Here is a 14,456-nt window from a genome sequence, read left to right as displayed (position 1 = left end):
GGGACCCACGCCACGCTAGGCGGTCACCGGTACGCCGCACCACGTCCGACGGCCCGGTCCTCCCCGTCCGGACGGTGGGGGGCGAGTGCCGGCGTCCGGGGGCTCAGACCGTCTGCGCGGCGAGCAGCCGGGCCTTCAGCGCGGTGTCCTTGTTGACCGGGTCGTGGGCGCCGTCCGGGACGGTCCCCGCGGCGACCGCGATCGCGTTCATGGTGCCGACCATCCGGCACAGGTGGGCGATGCGGCGCTCGTCGGCGTCGACGGGCGGGGCGCCGTCCAGCAGGGCCAGGGTCCGGTCCACCCAGATCACCTCGGCGTGCATCCCGGCCTGTTCGAGCACACCGCGCAACCGCAGCCCGATCTCGCGGCGGGACAGCCCGTTCCAGCTCTCCAGGGTGCGGGCGTCGAGCGGGAACAACCGGCCCCGGTCGCGCAGGTGGATCAGCTCCAGGGCGTGCGCGCGGCCGTAGGCGCAGTACGTGCACCCGTTCACCAGGGAGATCGTGAGCCCGGCCAGGTGGGTGCGGACGGGGCCCAGCACACGCAGGGTGACCAGGAAACGCGGGAAGTTCGCGGCGAACCAGCGCAGCGCGGGACCGCTGCCCATCGTGGCGACCATCGCGGGGATCACCCCGGGCGTGTAGCCCCACAGCGCCGTGCACACCCGCCCGACGGCCCGGACGACCAGCCCACCCTCACCCACCACACGGCCCGCCTTCCGAAGGGACCCCCGATGATACGTGGGGCGGCCGCCGCGCGGTCCGAAATGGGCCGAACGGCCCATCCCGGGGGCCGGCGCGGTGCGCGGCCGGACGCTCGCGCGGTTAGCGTTCGGTCATGGCTCTCGTCCCCGCCGTCGTCGCACCCCGCCCGCTGCCGATCGAGGATCCCGGGGCCCTGGTGGACTCGGAGATCGAGGTCGGCGACCCCGGACCGTACGACCTGCTCGTCGACGTCCGCGCCGTCTCGGTGAACCCGGTCGACCGCAAGGTCCGTGCCTCCTTCGACCCGGCCGACGGGCCGAAGGTCCTCGGGTACGACGCGGCGGGCGTCGTCGTCGGGGTGGGGGCGTCGGTGCAGGGGTACACCCCCGGCGACGAGGTCTACTACGCCGGCGCGATCGACCGGCCCGGCAGCAACGCCCACCGTCAGCTCGTCGACTCGCGCATCGTCGGCCGCAAGCCCTCGAGCCTGGACTTCGCCGCCGCTGCCGCGCTGCCGCTGACCTCGCTCACGGCCTGGGAGTGCCTGCACGACCACCTGCGGGTCACCGCCGAGTCCACCGGCACCCTGCTCGTGGTGTCCGCCGCGGGCGGCGTCGGCTCGATGGTCCTGCAGCTCGGCCGCCGCACCGGGCTGACCCTGGTCGGCACCGCGTCGCGGGCGGAGTCCGCGGACTGGGCCCGCGCGATGGGCGCGCACGCGATCGCCGACCACCACGACCTCGTCACGACCGTCCGTGCGGCCGCTCCGGACGGCGTCCAGTACGTGTTCTCACCGGTCTCGGAGGGCAACGTCGAGGCCTACGCCGAGCTCATGACCCCGCGCGGCATCGTCGTCGCCATCGACGAGCCGGAGGGGCTGGACACCCTGCCGCTGAAGACGAAGTCGCAGGCCTGGCACTGGGAGCTGATGTTCACCCGGCCGCTGTCCGAGCCGACCTCGACGGTGCAGCGGGAGATCCTGGACGAGGTCGCCCGCCTGGTCGACGCCGGCGAGCTGCGCAGCACCGAGACGCGGCGGCTGCAGGGACTGACCGCCGAGTCGGTCCGCGAGGCGCACCGGCTCATCGAGTCCGGCAGCACCGTCGGGAAGATCGTCGTCGAGCGCTGACCCCGGGGGTTCGTGCGCCATCGGGGGACGGGGCCGGGGTCAGCGGCCGATCAGCTCGCCGGCCATCTCGTTGGTCGTGGCCTCGAAGCCGGACAGGTCCCGGACCACGCGGACGCGGTCGCAGTACTCGGCGTAGGCGGGCAGGTCGCAGCGACCCAGCCCCCAGGAGTACCGCGGTTCCGGGGTCAGCCAGATCGTCTCCCTGGCCCGCCGGGTGATCTCGACGAACGCCTCCATGTTGGGATCGTTGCCGTTGCCCCGGCCGTCGCCGAGCACCAGCACCGTGGTGCGCCGGGTGACCGCCGAGCCGTGGTCCTCCAGGAACTGGCCGAAGGCCAGGCCGTAGTGGGAGTTCGCGTCGACGTCGAGCTGGTCGCCGCCGAAGATCAGCCCGAGGGCGTGCTCGACGGGGTGGTCGGCGAACAGGTCGGTCACCTCGACCAGGTCGGCGACGAACGCGAACGAGCGCACCTGGCCGAACAGGTCCTGCAGACCGTGCACCAGGTGCAGGGTGAACCGTGCGGTGGCCCGGACCGACAGCGAGACGTCGGTCAGCACCACCAAGCGCGGCTTGTCCTCCTGGCGCTGCACGGTGACCGGGGAGAAGGGGACGCCGTCGTAGCGCATGTTCCTGCGCATGGTCCGGGCCGAGTCGATCCGGCCCCGCGGCGAGACCCTTCTGCGGTGGGTGAGCGCGCCGTGCAGTGACTTCGCGAGCCGCCGCAGCGACTCCTCCAGCTGCATGCGCTCGGACTCGTTCGCCCGGTCGACCTCGGCGACGCGTTCGGCGTCGTCGTGGCCCTCGACGATCCGCTGCTCGATCGCGAGCAGCTTCTCCAGGTGGGCCTTGAGCAGCTCGGGGAGGTTGTCGAGCACCCCGGTGAGACGCCGGCGCAGGGCGGCCGCGTCGTCCTCGGTCCCCTGCTCGGACTCCGAGAGCCGGTCCTCCTCGGAGTTCAGCCAGCCCAGCAGCGCGTCCTGCTGGGCGACCGACAGGTCGGCGTCGACCTTCGTGCCCTGCTGCTGGGAGATGTCACCGGGCCGGCCACCGCCGGAGAACCGGTCGGTCTCGATCTGGACGCGCTGGCCGTCGGCGACGTCGCCTGCCTGCTCCTTGGAGAGCACGATCTCGTCCGTCATCGAGGCCATGTCGATCTTGTTGGCCTCCTGGTGCAGGTTGTACTGCTCGGCCAGGTCCTCCGGGTCGAAGAACTCCTTGATGTCGACCGGGGAGCCGTGGTCGTGGCCCTCCTGGGGGGTCTCCGACGGTTCCTCGGACAGCGTGAAGTTCTCCAGCGGGGTGTCGTCGGACATGTCGCCGTGCCCGTGCCCGTGGCCGTGACCCGTTTCGGCCTCGCCCACCCTGACCAGGGAGAAGAACAGGTCGAAGACCTCGTCGAAGGTCGCCTCGTCGCGGCGGTCCTTGATCAGCGCGATGCGCAGCGCCTCCTTCAGCACCGACCTGTCGGACAGCACTCCCGGCTGGGCGGCACAGGCCATCGCGTCGAGCGCCTCGGAGACCGAGATGCGCACCGACCGGATCCGCAGGAGCCGGACGAAGCGGTGGATGCTCGCTTCCATGCCGACGCCCGATCAGACCGGGCGCTTGCGGGAGCCGCCGAAGGAGCGGGTGCCCTGGCCGGGCGAGACCTTCCGGATCGCCGACGGCGGCGGGGCCACGCCGCCCGGGAGGCCGCCGTAGATGCCGCCGTGCCGGCCCGCCTGGTCCTTCGCCGCGCGCTTGGCGCGGCCGTCGACGTCGCCGTCGTCCGGGTCGTCGCCACGGGCGCCCGCGGTGCGCGCCGGCGGGGCGGCGGGCTCGTCGTGGTCGTGGTCGCCGTCGTGGCCGTGTCCATGCCCATGGCCGTGCCCGTGTCCGTGGCCGTGCTCGGCGACGACCGCGTTCGGGTCGACCAGCCGCGGCAGCGCGTCCAGGGCCTTCGTGACGTCCTTGTCGTACTTGACCACGACCGAGACGGTGTCGGAGAGGACCTGCGAGCTCAGCTCGCCGACGCCCAGGACGGCCAGCGTGCGGGCCCAGTCGATGGTCTCCGAGATCGACGGCGACTTGCGCAGCTCCAGCTCGCGCAGTCCGCGCACGACGTTGACGAGCTCCTCGGCCAGCTGGTCCGACAGCCCGGTCTTCTTCGACTTCACGATCTCCAGCTCGCGGGAGGCCGACGGGTAGTCGAGGAACAGGTGCAGGCAGCGACGCTTGAGCGCGGCGGCGAGGTCCCGGGTGTTGTTCGAGGTCAGCAGCACGTACGGGCGCTGCGTCGCGACGAAGGTCCCGATCTCGGGGACGGAGATCTGGAACTCGCCCAGGGTCTCCAGCAGTACGGCCTCCAGCGCCTCGTCGGCGCGGTCGACCTCGTCGATCAGCAGCACGACGGGCTGCTCGGAGCGGATGGCCTCCAGCAGCGGACGCGGCGCGAGGAAGCGTTCGGAGAAGAACACGCTCTCCTGGGACCCGATGCGGTCGACCGCGGAGGCGAGGTCCGGGGCGTCGGAGACGAGCTGCCCGATCTTCTCGCGGAGGATCTGGGTGTACATCAGCTGCTTGCCGTAGTCCCACTCGTACAGGGCCTTGGTCTCGTCCTGGCCCTCGTAGCACTGCAGACGCAGCAGTCGGCGCCCGGTGGCGACGGCGAGCATCTTGGCCAGCTCGGTCTTGCCGACCCCGGCGGGTCCCTCCAGCAGCAGCGGCTTGTCCAGGCGGGTCAGCAGGAACACCGTCGTCGCCAGGCGGGTGTCGGCGATGTAGCCCTGCTCCCGCAGGGTCTCGACCACCTGGTCGACGGACTCGAAGGGGCCGGTCGAGGCGACGGCCTCCGCCGCCTCGGTCACCGTGGGGACGACAGCCTCGGACACTCGGGTATCTCCTTCGCGGACCGCACCGGCTCTGGTGCGGGGACGAGCGGGGCCGCGGCCGGCGGGCCCACCCACCCGAGTATCGCCTCGGACGGCTGGGCCCGCCGGTGCGACGGTGGACCTCCTGACCTGCGGATCAGGTCAGCAGGTCGTCCAGGTCACCGTTGATGGAGTGGTCGACGACCGGGCGGACGGTCTCGAACGTGCACTCCTTCGGGTTGCCCGGGGTGCAGGCGTCGCCGAGGACGTGGTTGGTGATCCGGTCGACGTCGGCCGCGTCGCCGATGATGGTGGGCGCGTTCTCGTAGAACTTGGTCGGGCCGACCCCGAGCCGGTTCTTCGAGTAGGTGTCCTGCTTGACGTCGGCGAACTTCTCCGGGATGCCCACGTCGCGCAGCAGCCGGATGGACGCGGCGAGCGCCGCGTCGGCGGCCTGCGGCTTGGTCATGCCGCGGGTGTCGACACCCATGGCCTCGGCGATGTCGGCGAAGCGCTCGTAGACCACCGGCATGTTGAACGCCCACACGCGGGGCAGCGCGATGGCGTTGTTCAGGCCGTGGTGGGTGTCGTAGAACGCCGACACAGCGTGGCTGATCGAGTGGATGATGCCGAGACCACCGGAGTTGAACGCCTGGGCGGCGATGTACTGCGCGTACATCATGCCCTCGCGGCCGGAGAGCTCCTGGCCGTTCCAGACGGCCTTGCGCAGGTTCTGGGAGGTCAGCTTGATGGCGTGCAGGGCGTTGCCCAGCGACGGCTGGAAGTCCAGCCGCGAGACGTAGGGCTCCGAGGCGTGGGCGAGCACGTCGAACCCGCACTGCGCGGTGTAGTCGATCGGGCAGTCGTAGTAGAGCACCGGGTCGTCGATCGCGAGGGTGGTGACCGACGCGTCGTCGAAGGCGACGTACTTGTGCGGGTTGTCGGGGTCGGTCGTGGTGTCGGTGATGACGTAGGCCCACGAGGTCTCCGAGCCGGTACCGGCCGTGGTGGAGACCGCGATGTGCGGCGGGTTGGCCGGGTTCTCGGACTTGTTGAAGCCCTCGAACTCGTTGACGTTGCGACCGTCGTGGGCGACCGAGACGCGCGCGCCCTTGCAGGCGTCGTGCGAGGAGCCGCCGCCGATGGAGACGAAGGAGTCGCAGTTGTTCTGCTGGTAGAGGCCCACAGCGTCCATGACGTTGTAGTCCTTGGGGTTCGACTCGACCTTGTCGTACAGCACGACCTCGAGGCCGTGGTACTTCATCGACTCGACGATCTTGTGGACGATGTCGGTGCCGCGCAGGCCCGACGTCATCACCAGGGTCTTCTTGAAGCCCAGCTTGAGCGCCTCGGGGCCGATCAGCTCGTGCGACCCCGGGCCCATGAGCGCGCGAGGGAACGGGTGGAACTCCTTGATGGGGAACGGCTTGAGCAGCTCGTCTACCTGCATGTCAGCCCTTTCTGAGGCAGGCGGATGGGGTCGGGGCCGAACGCTAGGACCCCTGTGGCCGCGCGCACAGGGGTGATCGGCATTACCCCTCGGGAGACCGGGCAGGAAACCCCTCCGAACGGAGGGGGGCAGGGTGAGGTCGCCCGTCGATCCGTGTGGAGAGGGCTGAGTACTGCAAACATATTGCAACAGGGAGAGTTCGGCAACAGTTCGCCGGGCTCGTCCTGGGTTAGGGTCGGTCCGCCGACGGTTCGTGTCATCCCGGGAACGGGGCGTCACGAGGCAAGAGGGAACCCGGTGGGAATCCGGGACTGCCCCGCAGCGGTGAACGGGAACGACCGCCGTCAACAGCACTGGGAGTGATCCCGGGAAGCGACGGCCAGTAGGTGTGAGCAGTGCGCCCGTGAGTCCGAAGACCTGCCGCCGGTGCGTGCGCCGTCCGGCGTGCGCGGATCCGTGGCCTCGCGGGAGGGCCGGGCGGACGACCGGGCACCGTCGTGCCCGGCGGTCGCGGGCGCCCCCTGCCGGCGACGGGTCCTCCACCGCACTCGCGAGGAGAGAGGGCCGTGAGCATTCCTTCCAGCAGCACCATCGGCAGCACCGTCCTGGGGTACCCCCGGATCGGGCCGGACCGGGAGCTCAAGCGGGCGACCGAGGCGTACTGGGCCGGGCGGAGCGACGCGTCGGCACTGCACGACGTCGCCGCCGGACTGCGCCGCGACACCTGGACCGGGTTGCGCGACGCCGGGCTCGGCTCGGTGCCGGGCAACACGTTCTCGTTCTACGACCACGTCGGAGACACCGCGCTGGCGGTCGGGGCGGTGCCGGAGCGCTTCGCCGGCATCACCGACCCGCTGGAGCGGCTGTTCGCGATGGCGCGCGGCCGCACCGGTGCCCCGGCCTGCGAGATGACCAAGTGGTTCGACACGAACTACCACTACCTGGTCCCCGAGGTCGGCCCGGCCACCCGGCTCGCGCCGGGCAGCCGCAAGGCCCTCGACGAGTTCCGAGAGGCCCTGCGCATCGGGATCACCACCCGCCCGGTGCTGGTCGGACCGGTGACCTTCCTGCTGCTGTCGAAACCGGCCGACGGCGCACCGGAGGGCTTCCGCCCGCTGGACCTGCTCGGGCCGCTCGTCGAGGTCTACCGCGACCTGCTCGCCGAGCTCGCCGAGGCGGGCGCGGAATGGGTGCAGCTCGACGAGCCCGCCTTCGCCGCCGACCGGACGCCGGAGGAGATCGCGGCGCTGCGCCGGGCCTACGACCGGCTCGCCTCGGCGACCCGGCGGCCGAAGATCCTCGTCGCGTCGTACTTCGGGGAGCTGGGCCCGGCGCTGCCCGCGCTCGCCGCCACGGCCGTCGAGGGGCTGGCGCTCGACCTCGTCGCGGGGGGTGCCGACCTCGATGCCCTCGACCCGGCGGTCCCCGGGCTGGACCGGAAGGTGGTGCTGGCCGGCGTCGTCGACGGGCGCAACGTGTGGCGCACCGACCTGGACCGGGCGCTGGCGACGGCGCAGCGGCTGGTCGGCGTCGCGGGGCGGGTCGAGGTCTCCACGTCGTGCTCGCTGCTGCACGTTCCCTACGACCTGACCGTCGAGACGGCCCTGCCCGGCGACGTCGTCGACATGCTGGCGTTCGCCCGGCAGAAGGTCGAGGAGGTCGTGCTCCTCGGGCGCGCCCTGCACGAGGGCCCGGACGCGGTCGCGGCGGAGTTCGACGCCGCACGAGCCACCAGAGAGCGGGTCGCGGCCACCGCGCGCCGCGACGAGCGGGTGCGCTCCCGGCTCGCCGCTCTCGGCCCCGACCACTACCGGCGCAGCCACGGCGACGTGCGGGCGAAGGTCCAGCGCGAGGCGCTCGGCCTGCCCGTCGTCCCCACGACGACGATCGGCTCCTTCCCGCAGACCGCGCAGATCCGGCGCGACCGGGCCGCGCACCGCTCCGGCGTGATCGACACCGGCACCTACACCGAGCGGATGCGCCAGGAGATCGTCCGGGTGGTGCGGCTGCAGGAGGACATCGGGCTCGACGTCCTGGTGCACGGCGAGCCCGAGCGCAACGACATGGTCCAGTACTTCGCCGAGAACCTCGACGGCTTCGCCACCACCGACCACGGCTGGGTGCAGTCCTACGGCTCGCGCTGCGTGCGCCCGCCGATCCTGCACTCCGACGTGTCCCGGCCCCGGCCGATCACCGTCGGCTGGGCGGAGTTCGCGCAGTCGCTGTCCGAGGCGCCGGTGAAGGGGATGCTCACCGGGCCGGTCACCATCCTCGCCTGGTCGTTCGTGCGCGACGACCAGCCGCTGGGCGACACCGCCCGGCAGGTCGGGCTGGCCCTGCGCGACGAGGTCGTCGACCTGGAGGCGGCCGGGATCCGGATCGTCCAGGTCGACGAGCCCGCGCTGCGCGAGCTGCTGCCGCTGCACGAGCGCGACCGGGCCGCCTACCTGGACTGGGCGGTGGACGCGTTCCGGCTGGCCGTCGGTGCCGTCGCCGACACCACCCAGATCCACACCCACCTCTGCTACTCCGAGTTCGGCGAGGTGGTGGGGGCGATCGACGGGCTCGACGCCGACGTCACCACGGTCGAGGCGGCCCGGTCGCGGATGGAGGTGCTGGCCGACCTCGGCCCGGGGGTCCCGCGTGGGCTCGGCCCGGGCGTCTACGACGTCCACTCGCCCGAGGTCCCCGCCACCGACGAGCTGGTCGACCAGCTCCGCGCGGCCCTGCGCCACATCGGCCCGGACCGGCTGTGGGCCAACCCGGACTGCGGGCTCAAGACCCGCGCGGAACCCGAGACGGTCGCGGCGCTGACCAACCTGGTCGCCGCGGCCCGTCGCGTCCGTGAGGCGACCGCGACCGGCTGAGCCCGGTCCGCGCCGGCCACCCGTCGCGGGTGACGAGCGGGCCGTCCGTACGGAGGTTCGGTACGGACGGCCCGCCCGTGCGGGGACTCGTGCCGGGAGTCGTGCGGGACGAGGGCGTTGCTCACGCCGCATTGATTGAATAGGTGCTCAGATGTAGGCATACGGGGTGATCGCACGACAGATGGCCGCACTGCTCGCGGCCGCCGCCCTGCTGCTCGCCGGATGCGGCGCCGGCGGGGGCGGCGGTACCGCGACCCCGGACCCGTCCGGCGAGCTGACCGTGGCCCTGCAGTTCCCGCCGCGCTCCGACTACGCCTTCGACGCCGACGACGGCGCCCGGCTGCAGTCCCTCGGCGTCGCGGAGACCCTGACCACCGTCGACGCCGACGCCCGGTCGGCGCCGATGCTCGCGACCGCGTGGCAGCAGCAGGGCAACGCCTGGCGGTTCACCCTGCGCCAGGGCGTGCGGTTCCACGACGGCTCCCCGCTCACCCCGGACGCCGTCGTCACCGCGCTGCGCTACGTCGCGGGCGTCGAGGCCCCGCCGCGGGCGATCCGCGGCATCGGCTTCGCCGTCGCCCCCGACGGCCCGGACGCCGTGCGCATCACCACCACCGAGCCCGACCCGGTCATGCCGCTGCGTCTGTCCAGCGGCAACCTCGGCATCCTCGCGCCCGCCGCGTACACCGGCGGCGGGGCGCCGGAGTACCTGCGCACCGCGACCGGTCCCTTCGTGCTGGAGTCCGTCAGCGGCACCGACTCCGCGCAGCTGGTCCGCAACGACGACTACTGGGGCGAGCCGGCGGGCGCCGCCCGGGTCACCGTCCGCTACGTCGAGGACCCGCAGGCCAGGGCGCTCGCGATCCAGTCCGGTGACGTCCAGTTCGCCGAGGGCCTGCCGCAGGCCCAGCTCGACCAGGTCCGCTCGGCCGGGGCCGAGGTCGTCGAGTACCCGAACGCGCGCACCGTGCCGCTGCAGCTCAACCAGTTCGCCAAGCCGTTCGACGACCTGCGGGTGCGCCAGGCCGTCACCGCGGCGATCGACCGCCCGGTGCTGGCCCGGCAGGTGCTCGCCGGTGGGGCCGCGCCCGCGGCCGACCTGTTCGGCGGGGCCGTCCCCTGGGGCGAGACAGCTCCGCCGCCGGGCGCCGACGTCGCCCGGGCCCGGCAGCTGCTCGCCGAGGCCGGCTACACCGAGCAGAACCCGCTGACCGTGCGGCTGTGGACCTTCCCGAACCGGCCCGAGCTGCCCGCGCTGGCGAACGCGATCCAGGCGATGCTCGCCTCCGCCGGGGTGCGCGTCGAGATCACCGTCGGGAACTACGACGCCCAGGAGCCGAAGGTCCTCGCCGGTGACTACGACATGTTCCTCAACTCGCGCAGCTACCTGTCCGACTTCCCGGACGCGGCGAGCACGCTGACCTCGGACTACACCTGCGACGGCAGCTACGCGATCGACCAGTACTGCAGCCCCTCCTACGACGCGCTGGTCGACCGGCTCAACTCCACCGTCGACCCGGCGGCCCGCCAGCAGATGTTCCGCGAGGCCGCGGCGATGCTGACCCGCGACGCCGTCGGCGTCATGGTCGTGCACCCGCTCAACACCGCCGTGCTGCGCGGGGCGACCGGCTTCGTCCCCGACCCGCTGCAGATCCGCCCGGTGCTGCCGCAGCTCACCCCGACCACGGGGTGATCGGGCTCCTGCTGCGCCGGCTCCTGGTCGTCGGGCCGGTGCTGCTGGCCGCGTCGGTGCTGGTGTTCGCGCTGCCGCGGCTGGTCGGCGTCGACCCGGCGCGGGCGGTCCTGCGGGCCCGCAGCGCCGAGGCCGTGCCGGACCCGGCGACCGAGGCGCGGCTGCGGTCCTCGCTCGGGCTGGACGCACCGGTCACCGAGCAGTACCTGCGCTGGCTGGGCGGGGTGCTGCGCGGCGACCTCGGCTACGGCTACGTCGCGCGGACCCCGGTCGCCGACCAGATCGCCGACGCCGCGACTGTCTCCGGGCTGCTCGCCGTGCTCGCCCTCGCCCTGGCGGCGGTCGTCGGCATCCCCGCCGGGGTGTACGCGGCGCGCCGTCCCGGCGGGGCGCTCGACCGGTTCCTCGGGCTGGGCACCGTCGCCGGGGTCGCGGTGCCGGAGTTCGTGCTCGCCCCCTGGCTGGTGCTGGTGTTCGCGGTGTGGGCCGGGGCGCTGCCCGCGCTCGGCTGGGGCGACCCCGCCCACCTGGTCCTGCCGGTGCTGACCCTGGCCGCCTACCCGGGGGCGCTCGCCGCCCAGCTCGTCCGCGCCGAGACCGCCGGGGTGCTGAGCCGGCCGCACGTGCTCGTCGCGCGGGCCAAGGGGCTCGGTGAGCACCGGGTCCTGTGGCGGCACGGCGCCCGGCTCGCGACGACCTCGGTGACCGCGCTGGCCGGGATGTTCGTCGCCGGGCTGCTGGGCGGCTCGGTGGTGGTCGAGGTCGTGTTCGGGATCCCGGGGCTGGGCCGCCTGCTGCACCGGGCCGTCGTCGCGCAGGACCTGCCGGTGGTGCAGGCGGGCACGCTGCTCGTCGTCGCGGTCGCGGTGGTCGCGGGGGTGCTGGTGGAGGTGCTGGCGACGGCGCTGGACCCGGTGCTGCGCTCGGCGGGGTCGCGGTGAGGGCCCGGGCGCGGACCGCGTGGTGGGTCGCGGCCGGGGTGGCCGCCCTGCTCGTGGTGGGGCCGGTGCCGATGCTCGTTCCGGCAGGCCTGCTCTGGGTGCCGCTGCCCGACCCGGACGCCGTCGACTTCGCCGGGATGCTCGCCGGCCCGTCCGCGGCCCACCCGCTGGGCACCGACCAGCTGGGCCGGGACCTGCTCGCGCGCACCGTCCACGGCGGACGGCTGACGGTCGGGCTGGCGCTGTCCGCGGTGCTGGTCACCGGGGTGGTCGGGGTCGCCGTCGGGGCGCTCGCCGCGGTCGCGGGCCCGGTCGGGCGGGCGGTGATGCGGGTGGTCGACGTCCTGGCCGCGATCCCGGTGGTGCTGTTCGGGCTGCTCGCCGCGGTCGCGCTGGGTCCGGGCGTCGGATCCCTGCTGGTGGCGGTCACGGTGATCGCCTGGACGCCGTTCGCCCGGCAGACCTACCTGCTCGCCCTCGCCGAGCGCCAGCGGGAGTACGTGACGGCGGCGGTCGCCCTCGGCGCCGGGCCCGGGCGGGTCCTGACCCGGCACGTCGCCCGGAACCTCGTCCCGCCGCTGGCCGCGCACGCCTGCGTCCGGTTCGCGAGCACCCTGCTCACCGTCTCCGGGCTGTCGTTCCTCGGGCTCGGCGTGCAGCCGCCGACCGCGGAGTGGGGCGCGATGGTGGCCGAGGGCCGCGAGTACCTGTTCGGCGCGCCGCAGGTGGTGCTCGTGCCCTCGCTGGCGGTCGTGCTGACGGCCGGGACGGCCCTGTGGTGGGGACGCCGATGGGAACGGGTGGGCGCCCGGTGAGCTCAGGCCGCGTGACCCTGGCCGCGCCCGCCCGCCGGGTCGAGGGGCCTGCCCAGCTCGGGGAACCACCGGAACGCCTCCGGTCTGCCCTCCCAGTCGCAGCCGGCGCACTCCTGGCCGTCGTGCGGGTGCCCGTCCACGATGCCTCCCTATCGTTGTTGCCATCACTGTGCGACAGACCGTGTCGGGGTGTGAACCCTCCCGTCGGAGGGGCAGGGTGAGAGGCGTGGACGTGGACGACGTGGCCGGGGACGCTGTGGTCGGGGACACCGTGGCCGGGCTGCTGGGTGCGTACCTGGCCGACCCGTACGCGGGCTGGAGCATGGGTGCGCCCGGCGCGATCGCCGAGTTCGTCCGGACCCCCGACGAGGCCGTCGTGCCGTCCGGGCCGGGTGCGGTCGTCACCGCCCGCGGCGGGATCCGGATTGCGGCGCACCCGGCGACCCGGCCGCTGGCCTACCGGACGCCGGTCGGCCCGCACGAGCACTGGAACCACGCGGTCGCGTTCTGCCTGCCCGCGGCCGCGGCACGCAGGGCCGCGCGGACCTCGGTCACCGTGCTCGGTCCCGACCGCTGCGCGCTGCGACCGGCCGACCGCGACGCCGTGCTCGTCGACCTCGGGCTCGGTACGGCCACCGTGGACGCCTGCGTGCGCACGGCCGATCCCGACCTGCTCGGGCTGCTGCGCCGCGCCGAGGGTAGCCCGCTCGACGGCGCGCTGACCGCCGCCCTGGTCGCGGCGGGCCCGCACCGGGTGTTCACCACCGCGCTCGGCCGGGTCGAGGTGTACGCCGCGATCCCGCCGCCGGAGGGCCGCTCCCCGGACGGGCCGCACACCCACCTGCTCCCGCACGTGCTGCGCGAGGGCCGCACGCACGCGGCGACCGTTCCCGTGCCCGCCGGTCACCTGCCCTGCGCGCACCTCTACCCGGCACACCCGCTCACCGACCTGACCGGGCGGCCGATCCCGTTCGACCCGACCCGCGCGGCCTGCTTCGACCGGCTGCTGGAGCGCTTCGGCGACCCGGAGCAGCAGGCGGTCACGGCCGAGGTCGTCCGCTCGGTCGCCGCTGGTGAGCCGCCGGGCCCCCGCCCCGCCCCGCGACGGCGCCGGCGCGCGCTGCGCAGGCCGTCGCGCTGCGGGTGCTGGCCGTCGCCGGCGGGGCCGACGCGGCCGTGCTCGACGCCTGGCGCGGCCGGACCTCGGCCCGGGACCTGCTCGACCCGGAGGGCGACCGCAACGGCGGGTGAGGCCGCTCAGCCGGCCCCGCCGTACCCGGGCCGCCCGGCGGCCCGGCGCAGCTCGACGCCGTCGAGGACCAGGGCGACCTTGTCCAGCACGTGCTCGTGCGGGTCGGCCATGATCGCCTCCAGGCTCGGGCGGATCCCCTCCGTGACCGACCCGAGGTAGGCCCGCGCGGCCTCGGACAGGTCGCCGGGGCCGCCGTCCGGGCCGCGCACCCAGCGGGTCTGGGTCGCCCCGTCGGCGACGATGTCGAGCACGGCGTCGGCGATCCGCACCGCGGCCGCGGTGTCGAAGCCGCCGGTGTCCCGCAGCGTGCCGACGATCCGGTCCAGCCGGTCGCCGGCGACCGCGCCGAGGTCGGCCCCCACGTCCTGGGCGAGTGCGGCGTAGCGCAGCAGCAGGTCGAACGCGAGTGCGGCCTCGGCCTCGAGGAACGCCCGCCAGCCGGCCGACGCGTCGGGCAGCGGGGTGCGGGCGAGCACCAGGGCCAGTGCCGCGCCGGCGATCTCTTCCAGGCCGTCGACGTAGCGGTAGAGGGTGCCGGCCGCGACGCCGAGCCGGTCGGCCACGGCGGCGACGGTCAGCCGGTCGACGCCGACCTCGACGGCCGCCTCGACGATCTCCTCGCGGGTCAGGCGTGGCTTGGGGCCCGGACGGTTGCCCGCCCGTGCGCCGGTGGTGGGGCTCACCCCGGGACCGTACGTCGGAGGGGATTGCGAACGCGATTCAGAGATAGCTAAGGTTTGCCTAATCATCATAGA

At 73.8% G+C, this 14,456-nt stretch carries 11 protein-coding genes and 1 riboswitch; of the genes, 5 read left to right on the top strand and 6 right to left on the bottom strand.

Features of this window, described 5'->3' with window-relative positions:
• Nucleotides 1-103: 103 nt before the first annotated feature.
• Nucleotides 104-703, bottom strand: a complete 600-nt coding sequence (locus Ae717Ps2_RS24450) for a hypothetical protein (protein WP_075309861.1) — start codon at nucleotides 701-703, stop codon at nucleotides 104-106.
• 134 nt (nucleotides 704-837) lie between these two features.
• On the opposite strand from Ae717Ps2_RS24450, the gene Ae717Ps2_RS24445 reads away from it, so the two are divergent.
• Complete coding sequence (locus Ae717Ps2_RS24445; RefSeq protein ID WP_075333939.1) at nucleotides 838-1,833, top strand: zinc-binding alcohol dehydrogenase family protein; 996 nt, start codon at nucleotides 838-840, stop codon at nucleotides 1,831-1,833.
• Nucleotides 1,834-1,872: 39 nt separating this feature from the next.
• Here Ae717Ps2_RS24445 and Ae717Ps2_RS24440 read toward each other — a convergent pair whose 3' ends face one another.
• From Ae717Ps2_RS24440 to mdo, 3 genes are all read right to left on the bottom strand, one after another.
• Entirely contained in the window at nucleotides 1,873-3,414 is a 1,542-nt protein-coding gene (locus tag Ae717Ps2_RS24440) for a VWA domain-containing protein (protein WP_075309865.1), read from the bottom strand.
• 12 nt (nucleotides 3,415-3,426) lie between these two features.
• The gene (locus Ae717Ps2_RS24435) at nucleotides 3,427-4,704 is read right to left on the bottom strand and encodes a MoxR family ATPase (RefSeq protein ID WP_075309867.1); all 1,278 of its coding nucleotides are present in this window, start codon (nucleotides 4,702-4,704) and stop codon (nucleotides 3,427-3,429) included.
• A 136-nt stretch (nucleotides 4,705-4,840) separates the two neighbouring features.
• Nucleotides 4,841-6,133, bottom strand: coding sequence for an NDMA-dependent methanol dehydrogenase (mdo, locus tag Ae717Ps2_RS24430; protein ID WP_020626210.1), 1,293 nt, complete (start codon nucleotides 6,131-6,133; stop codon nucleotides 4,841-4,843).
• Between the two features lie 230 nt (nucleotides 6,134-6,363).
• Nucleotides 6,364-6,573: riboswitch (cobalamin riboswitch) on the top strand.
• Nucleotides 6,574-6,699: 126 nt separating this feature from the next.
• Here mdo and metE point away from each other — a divergent pair.
• The 4 genes from metE to Ae717Ps2_RS24410 all read left to right on the top strand — a co-directional run bounded on the left by metE (nucleotide 6,700) and on the right by Ae717Ps2_RS24410 (nucleotide 12,449).
• Complete coding sequence (metE, locus tag Ae717Ps2_RS24425; protein ID WP_083702487.1) at nucleotides 6,700-9,000, top strand: 5-methyltetrahydropteroyltriglutamate--homocysteine S-methyltransferase; 2,301 nt, start codon at nucleotides 6,700-6,702, stop codon at nucleotides 8,998-9,000.
• A 166-nt stretch (nucleotides 9,001-9,166) separates the two neighbouring features.
• Nucleotides 9,167-10,693 (top strand): ABC transporter substrate-binding protein, encoded by a 1,527-nt coding sequence (locus tag Ae717Ps2_RS24420; protein WP_075333938.1) that lies wholly within the window; start codon nucleotides 9,167-9,169, stop codon nucleotides 10,691-10,693.
• Nucleotides 10,690-11,634: an ABC transporter permease gene (locus Ae717Ps2_RS24415; RefSeq protein ID WP_075309871.1), complete on the top strand. Its 945-nt coding sequence runs from the start codon at nucleotides 10,690-10,692 to the stop codon at nucleotides 11,632-11,634. The genes Ae717Ps2_RS24420 and Ae717Ps2_RS24415 overlap by 4 nt, the downstream gene beginning before the upstream one ends.
• Entirely contained in the window at nucleotides 11,631-12,449 is an 819-nt protein-coding gene (locus Ae717Ps2_RS24410) for an ABC transporter permease (RefSeq protein ID WP_075309873.1), read from the top strand. Before Ae717Ps2_RS24415 ends, Ae717Ps2_RS24410 begins: the two co-directional genes overlap by 4 nt.
• 2 nt (nucleotides 12,450-12,451) lie before the next feature.
• Here the strand turns inward: Ae717Ps2_RS24410 and Ae717Ps2_RS37450 are convergent, their stop codons facing one another.
• A complete protein-coding gene (locus Ae717Ps2_RS37450; protein ID WP_158071541.1) occupies nucleotides 12,452-12,589 on the bottom strand; it encodes a hypothetical protein in 138 nt (45 codons plus the stop codon).
• Nucleotides 12,590-13,706: 1,117 nt separating this feature from the next.
• Nucleotides 13,707-14,384 carry a TetR/AcrR family transcriptional regulator gene (locus Ae717Ps2_RS24400; protein WP_020626904.1) on the bottom strand — a complete coding sequence of 226 codons (678 nt, stop codon included), beginning with the start codon at nucleotides 14,382-14,384 and terminating at the stop codon, nucleotides 13,707-13,709.
• Nucleotides 14,385-14,456: the final 72 nt, after the last annotated feature.

The organism is Pseudonocardia sp. Ae717_Ps2, assembly GCF_001932475.1.
GTDB lineage: Bacteria > Actinomycetota > Actinomycetes > Mycobacteriales > Pseudonocardiaceae > Pseudonocardia.
The sequence above is the reverse complement of the archived record's forward strand: the minus strand, read 5'-3'. Positions and strand labels throughout refer to the sequence as shown.